15 protein-coding genes are annotated in these 18992 nt (G+C 50.6%); 1 reads left to right on the top strand and 14 read right to left on the bottom strand.

Annotated features, from left to right (window positions below; all coding sequences use genetic code 11):
• Positions 1 to 61 precede the first annotated feature (61 nt).
• The 13 genes from hisS to ftsH all read right to left on the bottom strand — a co-directional run bounded on the left by hisS (position 62) and on the right by ftsH (position 17059).
• On the bottom strand, positions 62 to 1318 hold the full coding sequence (gene hisS / locus DXD92_RS05035) for a histidine--tRNA ligase (protein ID WP_055227609.1): 1257 nt from the start codon (positions 1316 to 1318) through the stop codon (positions 62 to 64).
• Complete coding sequence (locus DXD92_RS05030) at positions 1251 to 1931, bottom strand: HD-GYP domain-containing protein (RefSeq protein WP_070103204.1); 681 nt, start codon at positions 1929 to 1931, stop codon at positions 1251 to 1253. The genes hisS and DXD92_RS05030 overlap by 68 nt, the downstream gene beginning before the upstream one ends.
• Positions 1928 to 3427, bottom strand: a complete 1500-nt coding sequence (gene hemZ, locus DXD92_RS05025; RefSeq protein WP_055227610.1) for a coproporphyrinogen dehydrogenase HemZ — start codon at positions 3425 to 3427, stop codon at positions 1928 to 1930. Before hemZ ends, DXD92_RS05030 begins: the two co-directional genes overlap by 4 nt.
• Positions 3399 to 4022, bottom strand: coding sequence for an MBL fold metallo-hydrolase (locus DXD92_RS05020; RefSeq protein WP_055227612.1), 624 nt, complete (start codon positions 4020 to 4022; stop codon positions 3399 to 3401). The genes hemZ and DXD92_RS05020 overlap by 29 nt, the downstream gene beginning before the upstream one ends.
• Positions 4023 to 4037: 15 nt before the next feature.
• Positions 4038 to 6335 carry a RelA/SpoT family protein gene (locus DXD92_RS05015; protein WP_118640220.1) on the bottom strand — a complete coding sequence of 766 codons (2298 nt, stop codon included), beginning with the start codon at positions 6333 to 6335 and terminating at the stop codon, positions 4038 to 4040.
• A 47-nt stretch (positions 6336 to 6382) separates the two neighbouring features.
• Complete coding sequence (locus tag DXD92_RS05010) at positions 6383 to 6907, bottom strand: adenine phosphoribosyltransferase (protein WP_117509253.1); 525 nt, start codon at positions 6905 to 6907, stop codon at positions 6383 to 6385.
• A 131-nt stretch (positions 6908 to 7038) separates the two neighbouring features.
• Complete coding sequence (gene recJ / locus DXD92_RS05005) at positions 7039 to 8763, bottom strand: single-stranded-DNA-specific exonuclease RecJ (RefSeq protein WP_117509254.1); 1725 nt, start codon at positions 8761 to 8763, stop codon at positions 7039 to 7041.
• A 79-nt stretch (positions 8764 to 8842) separates the two neighbouring features.
• On the bottom strand, positions 8843 to 11122 hold the full coding sequence (gene secD / locus DXD92_RS05000; RefSeq protein ID WP_118640263.1) for a protein translocase subunit SecD: 2280 nt from the start codon (positions 11120 to 11122) through the stop codon (positions 8843 to 8845).
• A gap of 24 nt (positions 11123 to 11146) precedes the next feature.
• Complete coding sequence (gene scfB / locus DXD92_RS04995; protein ID WP_117509255.1) at positions 11147 to 12505, bottom strand: thioether cross-link-forming SCIFF peptide maturase; 1359 nt, start codon at positions 12503 to 12505, stop codon at positions 11147 to 11149.
• A 116-nt stretch (positions 12506 to 12621) separates the two neighbouring features.
• Positions 12622 to 12762, bottom strand: a complete 141-nt coding sequence (gene scfA / locus DXD92_RS04990; protein ID WP_022461131.1) for a six-cysteine ranthipeptide SCIFF — start codon at positions 12760 to 12762, stop codon at positions 12622 to 12624.
• A gap of 133 nt (positions 12763 to 12895) precedes the next feature.
• Positions 12896 to 13288, bottom strand: coding sequence for a TIGR04086 family membrane protein (locus DXD92_RS18500; protein WP_022461130.1), 393 nt, complete (start codon positions 13286 to 13288; stop codon positions 12896 to 12898).
• A gap of 61 nt (positions 13289 to 13349) precedes the next feature.
• On the bottom strand, positions 13350 to 15047 hold the full coding sequence (locus DXD92_RS18495; RefSeq protein ID WP_158565830.1) for a hypothetical protein: 1698 nt from the start codon (positions 15045 to 15047) through the stop codon (positions 13350 to 13352).
• Between the two features lie 152 nt (positions 15048 to 15199).
• The gene (ftsH, locus tag DXD92_RS04980) at positions 15200 to 17059 is read right to left on the bottom strand and encodes an ATP-dependent zinc metalloprotease FtsH (protein WP_117509257.1); all 1860 of its coding nucleotides are present in this window, start codon (positions 17057 to 17059) and stop codon (positions 15200 to 15202) included.
• Positions 17060 to 17316: 257 nt separating this feature from the next.
• Between ftsH and DXD92_RS04975 the strand changes: the two genes are divergently transcribed.
• The gene (locus DXD92_RS04975; protein WP_117760801.1) at positions 17317 to 18207 is read left to right on the top strand and encodes an RluA family pseudouridine synthase; all 891 of its coding nucleotides are present in this window, start codon (positions 17317 to 17319) and stop codon (positions 18205 to 18207) included.
• Positions 18208 to 18320: 113 nt separating this feature from the next.
• On the opposite strand, the gene DXD92_RS04970 is transcribed toward DXD92_RS04975, so the two are convergent.
• Positions 18321 to 18821, bottom strand: coding sequence for a heme-degrading domain-containing protein (locus DXD92_RS04970; protein ID WP_022461366.1), 501 nt, complete (start codon positions 18819 to 18821; stop codon positions 18321 to 18323).
• Positions 18822 to 18992: the final 171 nt, after the last annotated feature.

Raw genomic sequence — 18992 nt, 5'->3', positions numbered from 1 at the left:
ACAAAGAATCTGCATCCGCAGCACATCGTTTTTTCATGCGATTACTATTATTGGATATTCCTTACATTTTGTCAACAAAAAATTCTTCGATCTCAGTGTAGCCCTCGCTGGCAAGCTGCTCTTTCTGGAATTTCTTGTTCTTTTTCATCACGGCGATGTTGATGGCCGTGCCTTCACTTCTCTCTTTTGTCGCCTGCTGAATGATCTTCTGCATTCCCTCTGCCGGCATGTTTTTCTCGATCAGGTACGCTTTTTTCTTCTGCGCGCCCGGGATCTGGTAATCTCTCTCAAGCAGAAGCATAACGATACGCTCAAATCCGATGGAGAATCCGCATGCGCAGGTCTGGTTTCCGGTGAATTTTCCGATCATTTCATCGTAGCGTCCGCCGCCTCCGACAGATCCGCCGTACTCATCCATAGCGATCTCGAAGATCGGTCCGGTATAGTAGGACATTCCGCGCACCAGAGTCGGATCGAAAGCGATCTTGAATTCTGCGGTCTTCACGGCATTAACACTGTCGATGATGGTCTTCAGGCCGTCTGCGTACTCTTTGTCAAGGAATCCCTCGAGTTTCTCACGGCAGTACTCTACGCCTGCGGTATCCGGGGTGATCTCCTCGAACATTTTCAGGTATTTCTCTACGGACTCTTTTGCAAAGCCGGCTTCCTCGAGCTCTTTGGCAACGCCCTCAAAACCGATTTTATCCATCTTATCGAGGATAATAAATACGGTGTCATAGGACTCCTCCGGGAATCCGCTGTAGGCTGCCATTGCTTTTAAGATGCGGCGGTCATTGATACGGATCGTAAAGTTCTTGAAGTCCAGTTTTCCAAGCAGTGTGGTGGTAGCAAGGATCAGCTCAATCTCTGCGAGGTTGGTCGGCTCGCCGAGGATATCGATATCGCACTGCATGAACTGGCGGTATCTTCCTCTCTGCGGACGGTCTGCACGCCATACATTTCCCATCTGAAGTGCTTTGAACGGGGACGGAAGCTCGTTTGCGTTGTTGGAATAGTAACGGCAGAGCGGAACGGTCAGGTCATAACGCAGGCCGCTGTCTACGAGATCGTTTTCTTTCTCAGCGGTCTCGAGTTTCAGCTTCTCTCCTCTTTTTAAGATCTTGAAAATCAGTTTCTCATTCTCGCCGCCCTGTTTGCTGTTCAGGTTTTCGATGTGCTCCACGCATGGGGTCTCCATGGAGGTAAAGCCGAAGGTTCCGTAAGTTTCCTTGATCAGACGGATCACATAGTCACGGATTGCCATTTCTTTCGGTAAAATATCTTTCATTCCGGTAACCGGTTTCTTTTTTAATGCCATTTTCTGTTTTCTCCTTTATGATTTCCCGGATCAATTCATCGACATCAGAAAGCTCGATCGCTTTCCGGCTGCCGCTGTGGATCACTCTCTGAAATGCCAGGAACATTTTCAGATCGAAATTTTTGACTTCTTCTGTCATAAGCTCCATCGCCTGTTTCCGCGTAAACGCACTCCGGTACGGGCGGTCGGAGGTCAGCGCGCAGTACACATCACAGATGCGTAAGATACGCGCCCCAAACGGAATCTTTTCTCCCGCCAGATTGGCCGGATACCCGGTTCCGTCATAATTTTCATGGTGATACAGAATACTCTCCAGCACAAAATCGGAGTAGCCGCGTCCCTGCAGGAGTTCATAGCCCAGTGTGGAATGGGTCCGCACAAAGCGCATCTCCTCGACGACGAGTGTATCCTGTTCTTCTACGTAATTCTCCAGTACAATCTTTCCGATATCGTGGAGAACGCCCGCTTTTGCAAGCTCATAGCAGATTTCTTTCTCATACCCAAGTTCCCGCGCAAGATCGTAAGCTAAATTGCTCACTTCCATGCCATGGATGAGCTGCTCGGTCAGGGTATAGCGCAGCATGTGAAGCTGCTGACTGGAATTTTCTTTCATTTTGGCAGATACTTCTCCATTCCGATACGTTTTCTCTCGATCATTTCATCGATACGCTCCACGTAGTTTTTCAGATCCTTCACGTTCTCCACCCGCTCAATGCGCTCTCCGTGTTCAAACACGAATTTCGTGGACGCTCCGGCTCCCGCGGCCAGAATGGACTGTTTTTCCTCCATAATGAGGATGTTGTAGATACCTGCTTTTCCTTCGCGGGAGTAGCCGACATTCTCAAAGTTACCCGCCATATTTTTCTGGCGGTACATGTAATACGGTCCCATCTCCATGCGGTGTGCGCTGTCCATCGTCATTTTCATGATCTCGGCAGAGTTTTCAAACGAGATTTCCTGATATTTGTCTTTGAACAGGTTGAGTCTCGTTGCACGCTTTAACGCAAGGGAATGGACGGTCAGGGAATCCGGATTCAGCGCTTCCACTTTTTCCAACGTATGCGCCACTTTTTCCTTGTCCTCGCCCGGCAGACCGACGATCAGATCCATGTTGATGTTGTCAAATCCAAGGGAACGCGCCATACGGAACTTCTCCTCGATCTCCTCCACGGTATGGTGGCGTCCGATCAGATCCAGCGTTTCCTGGTTCATGGTCTGTGGATTGATCGAAATACGGGTGACCGGGAATTTGCGGATGGCTTTTAAGACCTCCTCATTGATCGTATCCGGCCGTCCTGCCTCCACGGTGAACTCCTGCACCTGCTCCATCGGGAAGAGCTCTGTCACTTTCGTGAGCAGGCGCTCCATCTGTGCCGCATTCAGCGTGGTCGGCGTACCGCCTCCGATGTAGATCGTATCAAGGGTGTAATCCTTCATGTTCTCACTGATAAAGATCAGTTCTTTGATCAGTGCATCGAGATACGGATCTACCATATGCTCCCAGCGGCTTAACACATGGGAGCCGAAGGAACAGTACAGGCAGATGCTCGGACAGAACGGGATGCCGATGTACAGGCTGTAACCGTGTTCGTAGTCGATCGTCTTTAAAATGTCCTTTTCCCGGTTGGCAATCGTGATTGCAAGTGCCGTCTTTTCCGGGCTGGTGTAGTAGGTCTCGCGCATGTATTTCGCAATCTCTACATTTGTTTTGCCCTCTTCCAGCATCTTCATCGGAATTTTCGTCGGACGGATGCCGGTAAGGTCGCCCCACGGAAGTTCTTTTCCGCTCACTTTCGAGAGCGTGCGATAGACCATCCGTTTCAGGACATTTTTCGTTTCGTGGCGGTCTTTTTCATATTCCACCGCCTCACACGCGGCAGAAAGCTCTTCGTGCTTCTCATTTTCTATGGAAAAGCAGATCTGGTCTGCCGCGTACAGGATCTTATCATAATATGCAAATTCCCCGTCCGGCGCCCCATCCTCTTCGTACCATGAGGTAATCTCACAGCCCGGATAGAATGCCTTGATCAGGGAATACACATCGTATTCAAAATCTTTTCTGTTAAAACAAAGGCTGATATTAAGCAAGGGGATTGTACCTCTTTTCATGTTCAATCGTAGTTTCATCGTTGTGGCCCGGATACACGGTCACATCCCCGGGAAGCTCTTTTAACAGGCGCTTGGCCGACGCGATCAGCTCTCTGCCGGAGGATGTCGGGAAGTCGTATCTTCCGTAGGACTCGCAGAACAGCGTATCACCGGAAAAAAGTGCTTTCTCTGCCGGAATATAGTAGCAGACACCGCCTGCCGTGTGCCCCGGTGTCGCAAGAACGTGGATTTCAAAGTCTGCGAGATGCAGCACATCGCCCTCTTTTACGGTTTTGTCCGCCTGCATCGTGTACGGTTTGCTCCAGAGCCCGGAAAGATTTTTCTTTGGATCCCCCAGCAGGTGCTGCTCTTTTTCATGGACATAGACCGGGATATGGTACTTTTTCCGCAGTGCATCCGCTGCCAGCATATGGTCGAAATGGCCATGGGTCAGCAGAATGGCCTCCGGGTCGCCGTCGATCTCGTCGATCTGGCGTTCAATCTCCAGCGGCGAATCGCCCGGGTCCACGATCAGCACCTTCTGGCTGTCCGGATTTTCCACAACGTAGCAGTTTGTCGAGAGCATTCCAAGTGCCCGGTAATTTACCTTTATCATACGCTTTTCTCCTTTTTATCCTCTCGATCTCTGAATATTGATCACGCTCTCCACCTGGCGTACCTTCTCGATGATGCTGTTCAGCTCTTCGTTGTTGTGCACGTCGAACGTCACATCGATGGAAGCCGTTCCCTGCTTGCTCGTTCTCACGTTCATCGCCGCAAGGTCGATCTTCCGCTCGGTAAAGATCTTGGAGATATCCACCAGAAGACCGGTACGGTTGTTTGCGTAAACGCTGATCTCCACGGTATAGAGAGAGCCGCCGTTGTCCTCTGCCTGCCATTCAGCATCAATGAGGCGCGCCCGCTCAGATTCCGGCAGATTCAGGACATTGACACAGTCGGTGCGGTGAATGGTCACGCCGCGTCCTCTTGTGACAAAGCCCACGATCTCATCGCCCGGGATCGGATTGCAGCATTTTGAGAAGCGAACTGCCACATCGTGGATACCGCGCACGACGATGCCGCCCTTGCTCTTTCCAACCGGCAGAACTTTCTCTCCAGATGCCGCCTCGAGCACCTGCTCGTCGGTGATCTCTTTTTTATGTTGCTTTTCGTACGTCTCAATCAGCTTGTTGAGGACCTGGCCCTCTTTTAAGCCGCCGTGGCCGATGGCCGCAAGAACGGAATCCCAGTCGCGGAAGCCGTACTTTCTCATGACAGCCTCTTCGTACATCGGTTTCGTATAGATTCCAAGGTTTTTGCCCTTCAGCTTTGCATAGCTGGTGAGCATTTCCTTGCCTTTGACGATGTTGTCCGTCTTGTTCTGCTGGCGGAACCACTGGTTGATGCGGCTCTTTGCCTGGGAACTCTTCGCAATTTTCAGCCAGTCGCGGCTCGGTCCCTTGGAGTTCTGCGAGGTGATGATCTCGACGCGGTCTCCGTTGTGAAGTTCCGTCTCGATCGGCACGAGTTTTCCGTTGACCCTCGCTCCGACCATCTTGTTGCCGACCGCACTGTGGACGGAATAAGCAAAGTCGATGGCACAGGAGCCGACCGGAAGCGTTTTGACATCGCCCGCCGGGCTGAAACAGTAAACATTGTCGGCAAACAGGTCGAGATCGCTCTTTAAGAGGTTCATGAACTCATGGTTGTCCGCCATGTCCTGCTGCCACTCCAGAATCTGGCGCAGCCAGGTCAGTTTTTCCTCTTCCTGCTCCGGTCCCGGTTTCTTGCCGTCGGAGGCCTCTTTGTATTTCCAGTGTGCAGCGATACCGTATTCTGCAATCCGGTGCATCTCATAAGTACGGATCTGAATCTCAAACGGCTGTCCGTTCGGTCCGATCAGGGTTGTATGCAGGGACTGGTAACGGTTTGGCTTCGGCATCGCAATGTAATCTTTGAAACGGCCCGGGATCGGCGTGTACATTTCATGGATGACACCGAGCGCTGCATAGCAGTCTTTGACGGATTCCACGATGATGCGGACCGCAAAGAGGTCATAGATCTGATCCAGCGTCTTATGCTGGTTGACCATCTTTTTGTAGATGCTGAAAAAGTGCTTGATTCGTCCGTTGACATCTGCCTCAATGCCGGCCTGGTGGATATGACGGGTCACCTCTTTTACGATCGCATCGACAAACTCCTGCCGCTGCTCCCGCTTCATGCTGACCTTCTGCACCAGTTCATAGTACGCATCCGGCTCCAGATATTTCAGAGAAAGGTCATCGAGTTCGACCTTGATCTTGGAAATACCGAGGCGCTGTGCGATCGGGGCATAAATATCCATCGTCTCACGCGCTTTTTTCTTCTGCGTCTCCGGCGACCAGTACTGTGCGGTCCGCATGTTGTGCAGACGGTCCGCCAGTTTTACCAGAATAACACGGATATCCTTTGCCATCGCAAGGAACATCTTTCTCAGGTTTTCTGCCTGCTCCTCGACCTTATCCGCAGAATATTTCAGCTGTGCCAGCTTCGTGACACCGCTTACAATCAGGGACACCTCCGGGCCGAACTCCTCGGTCAGCTCTTCTTCGGTCATGACGGTATCTTCGACAACGTCGTGCAGAAGGCCTGCCGCGATCGACTCCTTGTCGAGCTCCAGATCTGCCAGGATAATTGCCACACAGAGCGGATGGATGATGTACGGTTCCCCGCTCTTTCTTTTCTGGTCCTTATGTGCATCCGCTGCCACGCGGTATGCTTTTTCGATCAGGGAAATATCGTCCGATGGATGATATTTTTTCACAGAAGCGATCAATTCCCCGTATAATTCCTCCGGACTTGTAAAATCGTCCGTCTTGCGGATTCTGGCTTCTGCCGCCGCCACATCCTTCTTTAATTCTTCTTCACTGATTCTTTTCTCTTCTTCCATATGTATCCTCCGCTCTCATGATTAACCCCTGCGTTTCGTTGGATACGTTATTTGCCATCGTAACGGATGACAGATTTTACATCATATTTTGCCAGTTTTTCGCGTCCTTTTAAGCCGGCAAGCTCCATCAGGAACACGATTCTGGTTACTTCGCCGCCGAGGCGCTCGATCATTTTTGCACAAGCCTCCACGGTACCGCCGGTTGCAATCAGGTCGTCGATGATGACTACCTTCTGGCCCGGTTTGATGGAGTCTTTGTGCATCTCGATCGTTGCGCTGCCGTACTCCAGGTCATAGCTCTCCTCGATGGTCTCCAGAGGAAGTTTTCCTTTTTTACGGATCGGCACGAACGGTTTGTGCAGATTGTAAGCAATCGGCATACCGAAAATGAAGCCGCGGGACTCGGTTCCGCAGATTACGTCACAGTCTACTTCTTCTACAAAATGCTGCATCTCATCTATGGCAAGCTGCAGTCCGTCTGCGTCCTGCAGGATACTCGTTACATCTCTGAAAATAATACCCGGTTCCGGGAAATCCGGAATACTTCTTACGTAATCCTCTACTTTTTTCATAAAATATTCCTCCGTTTCGTCAAGGTTTGACAATTCACCTTACAGTATAGCATCAATATTCTTCTGCGTCAATTTTGTTTCCGATAGAAAACAGGGCAGAAAAATCAGGTATTTGCGGCTTTTCTGCATCTTTAAAAATAACTCTGGATATTGATCTGTAATTTGTCGCGTCCGTTCCACGTATCGATCGACGGATAGTACGCTACCGAGAGGGTCGGATGTGCATCCACGTATGCGGCGAACGCTTCTCCCTCGCCGAAATAGACACCATCCATCTGGTATCCGCCCGCATCGGCAAGCTGTACTTTCACCACGTTTCTATTCTTTCCAAAAATGCGGTAATTTAATACAGTCAGTCCTTTCTGTGCGAACAGCGGTTTCGTGTTGCCTTTTCCGAACGGCTCCAAGAGACTTAACTGGCGGATCAGATTTTTGGTGATGTAGGTGATCGGCATCGGCACATCGATCACAACTTTTTCGACGAAATCCTCTTCCGTCAGCGTGGAATTATCGTTCAGTGCCCGGCGGAACGGTTCGATCATCTCCTCTCCTGCGAGGGAAAGGCCCGCAGCCATCGGGTGGCCGCCGAATTTCGTCATCAGTTCTTTGCATTTGCAGAGCTCCTCATACATCGAATACGCTTCGATCGAGCGGCCGGAGCCCTTGACGCCCTCCTCACTTCTGGTGAGTACGAAGGATGGTTTGTGGAAGTGCTCCCGCAGGCGACCTGCGATGATTCCGGCAAGGCTCTCGTGGCAGTCCGGCAGATAGACGACGAGGACTTTGTCGTTCTGCAGCGGGGAGGTTTCCACGAGCTCGATTGCTTTCGCCTCACCCTGGCGCGTCAGCTCTTTGCGGCTTTCATTCAGGTCTTTCAAGTCCCCGGCAAGCTTTGCGGCCTCCTCACGTGTCTTTGCGCAGAGCAGTTTTAACGAATGCTCCGCCGTGTCAAGCCGTCCCGATGCGTTGATGCACGGGCCGAGAACGAAGCCGATGTGATACGGTGTCACGTTTTCCGCCTCGATGCCCTGCACACGGATCAGCTCCTGCAGGCCGAGGTTCTGCGTTTTATGGAGCGCCCGAAGGCCGGCTTTTACAAAAATCCGGTTTTCTCCCTGCAGATCCATCACATCACCGATCGTCGCAATGGCGACAAATTCCAGAAAGCGGAAGCTGTGCTCCTTTGGAATACCTGCTTTTGCCTCCATCGTCTGGATCAGTTTCCATGCGACGGCCGCACCGCAGAGGCCCGGAAACGGATAGGAACAGTCTTTCTGTTTCGGATTGACAACCGCGTCCGCCGGCGGCAGGATGTAGCGGCGTTCTCCGTTTTCATCCTCCTCAAACGGAACCTCGTGGTGGTCCGTCACAACAACCGTCATGCCAAGCTCTTTTGCCAGACGGATCTGACTGCCCGCCGCGATGCCGTTGTCACAGGTGACGATCGTGTCCCGCCCCTCATCCGCGGCAAACTGCACAAGATGCTCATTTAAGCCGTATCCGTCTGCAATCCGGTCCGGGATACGCACATCCGCATCGGCACCGAGATCTTTTAATCCGGTCAGCAGAATATACGTTGCCGTAACACCGTCGATGTCGTAGTCCCCGATGATGCGGATCGGCTTTTTCTCCCGGATTTTTTCTGCGATCAGATCTGCCGCGCGCTCCATATCCTTCATCAGCAGCGGATCGTGGAGCTGCTCCAGATCACCGAAGAGATACTCTTCGATCTCTTTCTCCCCGGTCACATCCCGGTTCCGGATCAGGCGGGCGATGACGGGATCGATGCCGAACCGGTCCGCAATTGCCTGGAAATCGGCGCGTTTTGCCGAAACTACCCAGCGTTCTTTCTTCATATGTTCTCCTCTTTCCTGTTAGCAGGAAACGCCGGACTTTTCCGGTCCGGCGTTTCTCTTTTTATGGTTTTTGCTGCTTTTATTTATTTTTTGTCTTATTCTGTACTGCTTTGGACGGCACATATTTGTTTTTTCCAACGTGCTTCATCACATACCACAGGGCACCTGTGATGCAGACAGAAGTGTAAGCTCCGCATACGATACCAACCATCAAAGGTGCTGCAAAGTCGCGGATGGAAGAAACTCCCATCACGAACAGAACAAAGATGGTGATAAAGGTGGTGAGGGAACTGTAAATGCTTCGGGTCAGGGTGTCCGTGATGCAGCGGTCAACCAGGGACTCGATCGGCTCTCTCTTTAACTCCGGCAGATTCTCACGGATACGGTCAAAGATGACGATCGTACTGTTGATGGAATAGCCGAGGATCGTCAGCATACACGCGATAAAGGTGCTGCCGACCGAAATACGGGATACCACATAGAATCCGAATACAATGGCGATATCGTGCATCAGTGCAAGGATGGCACTCGATGCGAAACGGATGTCGCGGAAACGGATCCAGATGTACAACAGCATGCAGACTACAGCGATGATAACTGCTTTCATCGCATTCTGGCTCATTTCTTTACTTACAGTAGAAGAAATGTTGTCGAAAGTGATTTCAGAAGTATCGACACCGAAATTGTCTGCCATTGCCTGGTAAACCTGCTCACGCTCTTCCAGAGTCAGAGAACGTGTTTTGATGATGACATTGTTGCCTCCGACAACCTTTGTCATCTGAATATTGGAATCTTTTGTCACGCCTTCCACAACCGGCTCTACCTCTTTGTCCAGCTCTTCGATGGAGTAATCCTCGTTGAACGGAACGTTGATGGAAGTACCGCCCTTGAAGTCAAGGCCGAAGTTCAGTGCGCTTCCCTTTGTCTGATGCATGAAAATCATGCTGGCCGGAACGGCAAGCAGCAGAATGCAGGAGATCGTGAAGAAGATCTTTCTCTTTTCCACAAATGGAAATCCCTTGCGCTCTTTCTTGGTTCCGTAGTATTTCGCATCCTTCAGTCCCATACCGTACAGGCTGTTGACCAGCAGTCTGGAAACAACCATGGCGCTGAACATGGAAAGAACAATACCAAGAGCAAGTGTCATGGCGAATCCGCGGACACTTCCGCTCGCAAGCGCATACAGAACAGCTGCTGCAATCAGGGTCGTCACGTTTCCGTCCAGGATGGCAGAAGCTGCCTTCTTGAATCCGTCGCGGATTGCTGCATGAACCGTCTTTCCGGCACCGATCTCCTCCTCGATACGGGCGTAGATGATAACGTTCGCATCGACTGCCATACCGATCGACAGGATAACACCGGCGATACCAGGCAGAGTCAGGGTCAGGTCAAATGCATTTAAAGAAATCAGGTTCAGCTCAACGTAAATGAGCAGTGCCCATCCGGCTGCAATACCAGGCAGGCGGTATACAACTGCAAGGAAGATGATGATCAGGATAATGCCGATCGCTCCCGCTTTCACGCTGGTGGAAACAGCTGCAGATCCAAGCTGTGCTCCAACGACGCTGGAGTTGATCTCCTCAAGTTTCAGGGAAAGGGAACCGATACGGAGGGTGGATGCCAGGCTGACTGCCTCATCCCAGTCCATGTTTCCGCCGGAGATCACTGCCGTACCATCAGAGATAACAGCATTAACGCCCGGTACGCTGACGAATCTTTCATCATAATAGATACCAATGCTTTTTCCTGCACTGTAAGCTTCCTGTGTCGCTGTGGCAAACTTTTCTTTTCCTTCGTCTGTCATTTTCAGCTGAACGACGCTCTCGGTTGCTTTTGTCGTAGAGTTCTGCTGATGCAGTGCCTCTGCAGATGCTACATCTTTACCGGTCAGAACAACAGAACCGTCTGCTTCGAGTTCTTCGATGGTTTTTCCGTTCAGGACATATTCTCCTGTAGAGCTGTCTCTGACATAGTTTTCAGTACCATCATCATTCGTCTGTTTGATAAAATACAGGCTTCCCGGTTTACCCATCTCTTCCAGAATGGTGGTTGCATCGGTTGCACCCGGGATTTCAATGGTGATACGGTTGTCGCCCTGCAGATATACCTGTGCCTCTTCGCTGTACTGCTGCGCACGCTGTTCCAGCTTGTAGCGGGTATCTGACATTTCTTCGTCTGTCGGGTTGTCCTTTACGGCCTGGTAGGTAATGCTGACACCGCCGGACAGATCCAGACCCAGGTTGATGTTTTTCATCGAACCGGTTCCGGTAGGACCCCATCCTTTGATCATCGTCCATCCAAGAAGCACTGTTACAATGGCTGCCAGGACGAGCGCGATGATACTCTGTTTCTTTTTCATCATGTCGCGATTTTCCTCTTTTCTTTAATCTTCGGCCAGAGCTGCCTTTATCATCAATGCGCACTCGATCCGCTTCTGCTGCATCTTACAGCCGATCTCGTAAACATCGTTGATCTTACCTGTGAAGTTGTAGGAGTTTGCCGCGCATCCGCCGCTGCAGTAGAACCGTGCAAAGCACTGGCTGCACTCCTTTTTGGAATAAACGTTGCATTTTTTGAATTCGTTGACCGTTTCTGTCTTTTTCACGCCTTCGTAAACATTTCCGAGGCAGAAATCTTCCTGTCCTACGAACTGGTGGCACGGATAGAAATCGCCCCACGGTGTTACCGCAAGGTACTCGGTTCCGGAACCGCAGCCGGAAAGACGTTTATAAACACATGGTCCGCCGGTCAGATCGATCATAAAGTGGAAGAAATTGAAGCCTCTTCCTTCTTTTTCTCTCTTGATCATCTCTCTTGCCAGAATGTCGTACTGTTCGAAGATCACCGGAAGGTCTTCCTCACGGATCGCATAGTCCTCGGTCGGAGGCGCTACAACAGGCTCAACCGAGATCTGCTTGAAGCCGAGGTCTGCCAGATGGAGAACATCAGCTGCAAAGTCTGTGTTGTAATGCGTGAAGGTTCCGCGCACATAGTATTTATCCTGATGACGAAGCTCAGCGAATTTCTGGAATTTCGGCACGATCAGATCGTAGCTTCCGGCACCTTTGCGGAACGGACGCATGTGATCGTGAACTTCTTTTCTTCCGTCGATACTTAATACGACGTTGCCCATCTCTTTATTGCAGAACTCCATGACCTCGTCGTTTAAGAGAACACCGTTGGTGGTCAGGGTGAAACGGAAGTTCTTGTTATGTAACTTCTCCTGTTCCCTTCCGTAGGCTACGAGCTGTTTTACAACATCCCAGTTCATCAGCGGTTCACCGCCGAAGAAATCTACCTCGAGGTTTCTTCTGCTGCCGGAGTTTGCGATCAGGAAATCAAGCGCTTTTTTGCCGACTTCCAGGGACATCAGTGCACGTCTTCCGTGATACTCGCCCTCTTCTGCGAAGCAGTAACGACAGGCAAGGTTGCAGTCGTGTGCAATGTGGAGGCAGAGTGCTTTTACGACGGTCGGACGGTTGGAAAACTGATCAATTGCGTTTTCGTAAATGTCTTTTGTAAAGAGCATGCCGTTGTCTGTAAGTTCCTGAATTTCTTCTCTGGCTTCGGTGATGTCCTGCTCGGCATATTTACTGCTAAGCGCCTCTGCTGCCTCTTCTGCATTTTTTCCTTCGTTCATGCAGGAAAGGACATCGTATACGCAGTCATCCACAACATGGACGGAGCCGCTGTTGACGTCCAGCACCATGTTGAAGCCATTGCTTTTATATAAATGTATCACTGTGGTATTCCTTTCTATAACTCTCTCTTTTTTTGATGTGCCTGGCAAAAAGAATGTTCCCAAATCCGGCGAAACCGGTTCTGGGAACACCTTTTACTCGTCCTTATGGATTACTTTTACTTATGCTCGCAGCTCTGGTTGCCTACGGTGCAAGAAGTCTTACATGCGGACTGGCAGGATGTCTGGCACTCACCGCATCCACCTTTTTTTACAGTGTTCTGTAAGCTTTTTGTATTTAAAGTTTTGATGTGTTTCATGGCACATTCCTCCTTCATTGTAGTTGACGCGCGACTTTTTTATAGTCTTCGGCCATTAGCTCTTCCCATTATAGCATAGGTTTTTCAAATTTAAAAGTCTGTTTTTTGAAAAAATGTTCTGTTTTGTCCGCTTTTATCTGCCGTGTGCCGTCATTCCGCCTGCCATTCCGCCGACGGCACAGACTGCTGCTGCCCACAGAAGTCTTCCGGCTCCGGCAAATCCGCCCGGCAGGAAGACTGCGGAGACGATGATCAGAATGGCAAAATACACGATTCCAAAGCAGATGCCCCAGAGAAACCGCCGTTTTCCCGCCATGTTTCCTGCCATTCTTCCGCCGGAAAAGCTTGATGCCAGATAGATCACCACAATGCCCGCCTGCACCCAGCTTTCCTTCCAGGAAAATTTCCAGAGCAGGAAAGACAGCAGCAAAAGAAGAAGCACCGAGATCAGATAGGAAACGAGAAGAGCCTTCAGCCAGCCAATCCCGCTGCCCGCACCCACCGCCCATGTTTTCTTTTCTTCCATAAGAAAAAGCCCTCCCATACTGTAAATGTATGGAATGGCTTTTCCGGATATGCCTGTTTCTTTATTTTTCGTCAAACGGATGATTCTTTTTGAATTCCAGCCATGCGGCCATGCTCTTTGCGCGTTTCGCCTGCATCTGAAGGAATGCCATGCAGAACATAACGGCTGCAGAAAGTGCGGAGCTGATCGCCAGCGGAAGCACCATCGTCTCATCGCCGGTGTTGACCGGGATGCTGCGGATGCTTACAGTGGTCTGTGTCTTCTTCTGCGGAATCTTTGTGCTTCCGGTATTGGAATTGGAAGAGCTGTTGTTACTGCTGCTCTTCGACGGTGTGGCTGTCGGAGTCGGAGTGGATGTCTTATTCGTTCCGTAGTTGTCCGGTCCTACAAGGATCGTTCCTGCGGCACGCAGCGTACTTACGTCATCGGCTGCACTTGCTGTCATTTCACCTGCACTCAGGTTGGATTTCTGCTCTGCAGCTGCAAGCAGTTCATGCTCGCCTTCGTCCGCCGTCTCAGCTTCTGCTGTTTCCGTCTGCTCCTCTGATACAAGGCTTCTGGACAGACTTACTGCCACCGGCTGGATCAAAAGAGAGACATTGGAGATCAGATAGCCGTCTTCTGTGCTGTCCGTACCGGATGGATTGGAAATTTCATCGAAATTTTTTACGGTTTCGTTTTCTTTCTGAATTTCATCTTTTACAAGGTCATCCAGATTTTCATCCTGTTTCCACTGGTCCGATGATGCATCATTTCCCGTTCCGTTCTGGTTATCCTGGTTTGTATCGTCCTGGTTTGTATCATCTGCTGCAGGATCGTCTTTTGCTGTATCATCCGGGGCAGGTGTCACGGTTGGATCTTCTGCCGGAGTTTCCGGATTCTCCGGATTTTCACTGTCATCAGTATTCTCGCCCGGTGCTGTCGTCGGAGTTACTTCCGGCGTTACGGTCGGTTCCGCATCCGGTGTCGGCGCTGCCGTTGGTGTATCCCCTGTATCTTCTCCGTTGTCCGCATCCGGTGTCGGAGTTGCCGTTGGTTCCTCCGCCGGCGTTACGGTCGGCTCTGCGTCCGGCGTTTCCGTCGGTTCTGCGTCCGGGGTCACCGTTGGTTCTGCGGTTGGCTCTGCATCCGGCGTTTCCGTCGGACCCGGAGTTGGTGTTACGGTATCTTCTGCCGCATCCGGTGCCGGAGACTCGCCTGGCGCAAGCGTTGGTGTTTCCGAAACCGTTTCTTTTGCTTTTTCTGCTGCCAGAACAGCCTCATATCCGGCTTCTGTCACCACGATTTCATCTGCCGCAAAAACGGTATCTGTTACTCTTCCCCTGAAGTCTGTTTTCTGCTGTTTCTTTCGATACGTTTCCAGCTCTTTTTCATCCATTCCGACGAATACCAGATATTTTTCTGCTGCTTCCTCCGCTGCCGTTTTGCTGGTATCTGCAGCAGTGTTTTTTTCGGTTGTTTTCCCGTCCGCCTGCAGTTCTGCCGCTGCAACTGCAAGAAGCTCCTGTGCTTTTTCCACGGTTTTTACTGCTGTCTCTGCCGTTGTACCGTCTGCCGTATCATCGCCGGTTTTCAGATTCACATAAACGGCTGCCCGTTTTGTCTCTGTACCGTTCTCCGTTCCGGAGACAGTTTCGTTCTGTACTGCGCTTTTTTCCGTTCCTGCCGATGCGCTGGCACGGAGCGGAACTGCATCGGAAAATACCAGTGTGCCCGCAAGGACAGCACCCATCACTTTCCATGCCTGTTTTTTCTTCATTGCGTTTCTCCTTATGTTCTCTTGGTCTATCTTAAAAAAATCTGTCTTTTTGTGTCATAATTTCGCATTACAGCATTATAGCACAAGAAAGAATCCCGCGCAAGGCTGAAGTCGCCTTGAAACGCGGGATTCTCATCTGCTTTTATCGCTTTTTAGTTTGTTTCCATTCTCGTTGTCGTGAGCTGATCCGGGGATAAATTCAGGATTTCCATAAACTCATCACCTGTGATCGTCTCTTTCTCATACAGATATTTTGCCAGCTCGTGGAGTTTCGGCATGTTATCTTTTAAGAGCTGCTCTGCTTTGTCGTACTGTTTTCTGACTGCTGCAACAACCTTCTCATCAATCTGTGCTGCTGTCGATTCGGAGCATGCCAGGGAAGTGTCACCGCCGAGGTACTGGTTCGTTACCGTCTCAAATGCAACCATACCAAATTCCTCGTTCATACCGAAGCGGGTGATCATGGCTCTTGCCACCTTCGTTGCCTGCTCGATATCGTTCGAAGCACCTGTCGTGATGGAATGGAACACCAGATCCTCTGCCACACGGCCGCCGGTCAGGGTTGCAATTTTATTTTCCAGCTCTTCACGGCTCATCAGATTATGCTCATCTTCATCCACCTGCATCGTATAGCCGAGGGCGCCGGACGTACGCGGGATAATGGTGATCTTCGTAACCGGAGCGGAATGGCTCTGCAGTGCTGCGACGAGTGCATGGCCGACCTCGTGGTAGGAAACGATCAGTTTCTCTTTGTCGGTCATGATCTTATTCTTCTTCTGGTATCCGGCGATGACAACCTCAACGCTCTCCTCCAGATCCGCCTGGGTGACGAATTTTCTTCCATCACGGACGGCACGGAGTGCTGCCTCGTTGATCATATTGGCAAGTTCTGCACCAGAAGCACCGGATGCCATACGTGCGATCGCATTGTAATCGACATTGTCGCCCACGCGGATGTTTTTCGCATGGACTTTCAGGATTTCCTCACGGCCTTTTAAGTCAGGCAGTTCAACCGGCACACGGCGGTCGAAACGGCCCGGACGAAGAAGTGCCGGGTCCAGGGAATCCGGACGGTTCGTCGCTGCCAGAATGACAACGCCTTTCTTTCCATCGAATCCATCCATCTCGGCAAGCAGCTGGTTCAGGGTCTGCTCACGCTCGTCGTTTCCGGAGAATCCGCCGCCGTCACGTTTTTTGCCGACGGTATCGATCTCATCGATAAAGACGATACACGGTGCTTTCTCATTTGCCTGCTGGAACAGGTCACGCACCTTCGCAGCTCCCATGCCGACGAACATCTCGACAAACTCAGAACCGGAAATGGAGAAGAACGGAACATTTGCCTCTCCGGCTACTGCCTTTGCAAGCAGCGTTTTACCGGTTCCTGGAGGGCCGACAAGCAGTGCTCCTTTCGGCATTTTTGCACCAATTTCTTCATATTTTTTGGGATTATGCAGGAAGTCAACAATCTCCTGTAAAATTTCTTTTGCCTCATCCTCTCCGGCAACATCTGCAAATTTAATGCCGGTTTCGGACTGTACATAAACCTTGGCGTTGCTCTTTCCAAAGCTCATCGCATTTCCCATGCCGCCCATCATCTTGCTCGTCATGCGTTTCATCAGCCACTGTCCGAGCGCAACCATCACAACGATCGGTATTACCCATGTTAAAAGAAATTCCATGAGTGGCGACATCTGCTCTATGATCGGCGTTCCGAATTCGGTAATACCTGCCTCATATAAACGATCTACCAGCTTGTAATCATTCATCACACCCGTCTTATAATAATTCGCCGGGCTTGATTTGTCGCTGAAAATAATCTCATTTGACTGGATCTGGACTTCGCTGATTTCGTTGTTATCTACCATCTGCAAAAATTTTCCGTAATCAACTTCTGTTACTTTTGGCTCGAGAAGTCTCGGGAAAAGCAGAAGATTTAACAGCAGAATGACGATCAGCGCAATCACATAATAAAAAATTATGGGTTTTTTCGGTTTTTGCACCTGTTTCATCTGTATCCCCTCCTGTTTCTTGATTTTCTTTCTTTTTTAGTAGCATAAACTTTTCTTTCGCTAAAATCAATCAAATTCTGACATTTCATGAAACTTTTATACTTTTTTATATTTTCGCTATAGAAAGGTAAGTTTCTTGCTTTTCCATCTGTTTTCGGCTATACTTGCGAAAGACTGGGAAAGTCTCTTTTTGAAATTTTGCCCCGAAATGACAGGGTTCATTCGATAAAAAAGCTATAGAAACGGAGGTTTTGTGTATGGGACACAGGTTTACATATGTGGTTTCGCCGGAGGAGGAACGGGAAAATCTGACTGTGGAATGGTTTCTCCGCCGGCATGGATATTCGCGCCATATTATTACGGGCTTAAAACGCACAGAGGACGGCATTTTCCGAAACGGCGTCCGCGCCTGGACGAGCCAGGCCGTGCACGCCGGGGATGTGATCGAAACGCACCTTGTCGAAACAGAACCCTCCGACGGAATTCTGCCGCGGCCGGTTCCGTTTTCGGTTGTGTATGAGGATGACGACATCCTCGTTGTGGATAAACCCGCTGATACGCCGATTCATCCGTCGATTGGAAATTATGAAAATACGCTGGCAAACGGCATTGCATGGTATTTTGAACAGAAAGGTGAACCCTTCGTCTACCGCTGCATCAACCGCCTCGACCGCGATACCACCGGCCTTATCGTACTCGCCAAGCACGCCTTAAGCGCCGCCGTCCTCTCCCAGGCCATGCGCTCCCGCGAAATCCACCGCACGTATCAGGCCTTCGCCCTCGGCGAAACCGCTGCATCCGGCACCATCGACGCCCCGATCGCCCGCCTCGACGGCTCCCTCATCCAGCGCACCGTCGACTTTGCCTCCGGCGAGCGCTCCGTAACCCATTACCGCACCCTCGCGCACTGCTCCGTTTTCTCCCACCTCGAACTCAACCTCGAAACCGGCCGCACCCACCAGATCCGCGTCCACATGGCTTACATCGGCCATCCGCTGCTCGGCGATACCCTCTACAACAAAACTCCCGGCACTTTCCCCCGCCAGGCACTTCACTCTGCATCGCTCTCCTTTGTCCATCCGATCACCGGAGAACCCTTAAACTTCCACGCTCCACTGCCGGAAGATATGCAAAACCTGCTGACATAAACCAACCCCCGTGAGTTGCCGCTCACGGGGGTTTTGTTGTCCCTGATGGAACTATCATGTCTTTTTGCCGGTGATATTATATCATACACAAAATTTAGTTTCAATCATCATTTTCATACAGTTCTGATTCTTGGTACTTCATCGATATGCAAATATTTGCTGATGCATTTCACAATCACATCATGATCCGAAACCTGTCCCATGCCGGACACTGCTACGGTCGCCACAACGCCGACTTCTTCCACGCAGATCGGAAAACCTCCGCCCAGCATTGCGTATTCCTTCGGGTCCAGTACCATCTGTTTTACGCTCTCCGGCGCATTCGTCGCTGCCATGTAGAGCTGCAGCGAACTCCGCTCCGTCAGAAGCACCGAATTGCTCTTCCGTCTCATCAGCTCCACATTGTGCGGCGTAATGCCGTTATCACAATACTGGAATACAACTTCCCCGTTGCTTCTGCGGATCATGATGCCAACCTGTGCTCCGCGCCGTCTTGCCTCCATCAGGATCATCGTTCCCAGTTCCCATGCGTCTGCATTTGTAAAATGCGTAAACTGCAGAATATCCTCCTGCATATCGAGCACTTTCATCAGTTCATCCATTGTCATTGTCATACTTTTGCCCCGTCCTTTCTGCCATTTTATATTTTTTTAGCTTTTTGCCCCTCGTTTTCTGACTTTCAGTTTATCATTTTCCCAAATTCAAGTCAAGCCAGCCACCCCCGGCATTGGCTAACACGATATCACCGAAAAGCAAAAATTCCACGCCGCAGAAGTTCCCTCCCA

This window comes from Blautia sp. TM10-2 (assembly GCF_003480845.1).
GTDB lineage: Bacteria > Bacillota > Clostridia > Lachnospirales > Lachnospiraceae > Fusicatenibacter > Fusicatenibacter saccharivorans.
Note: the sequence above shows the minus strand (reverse complement) of the source record. Positions and strands in the feature narration are given on the sequence as shown.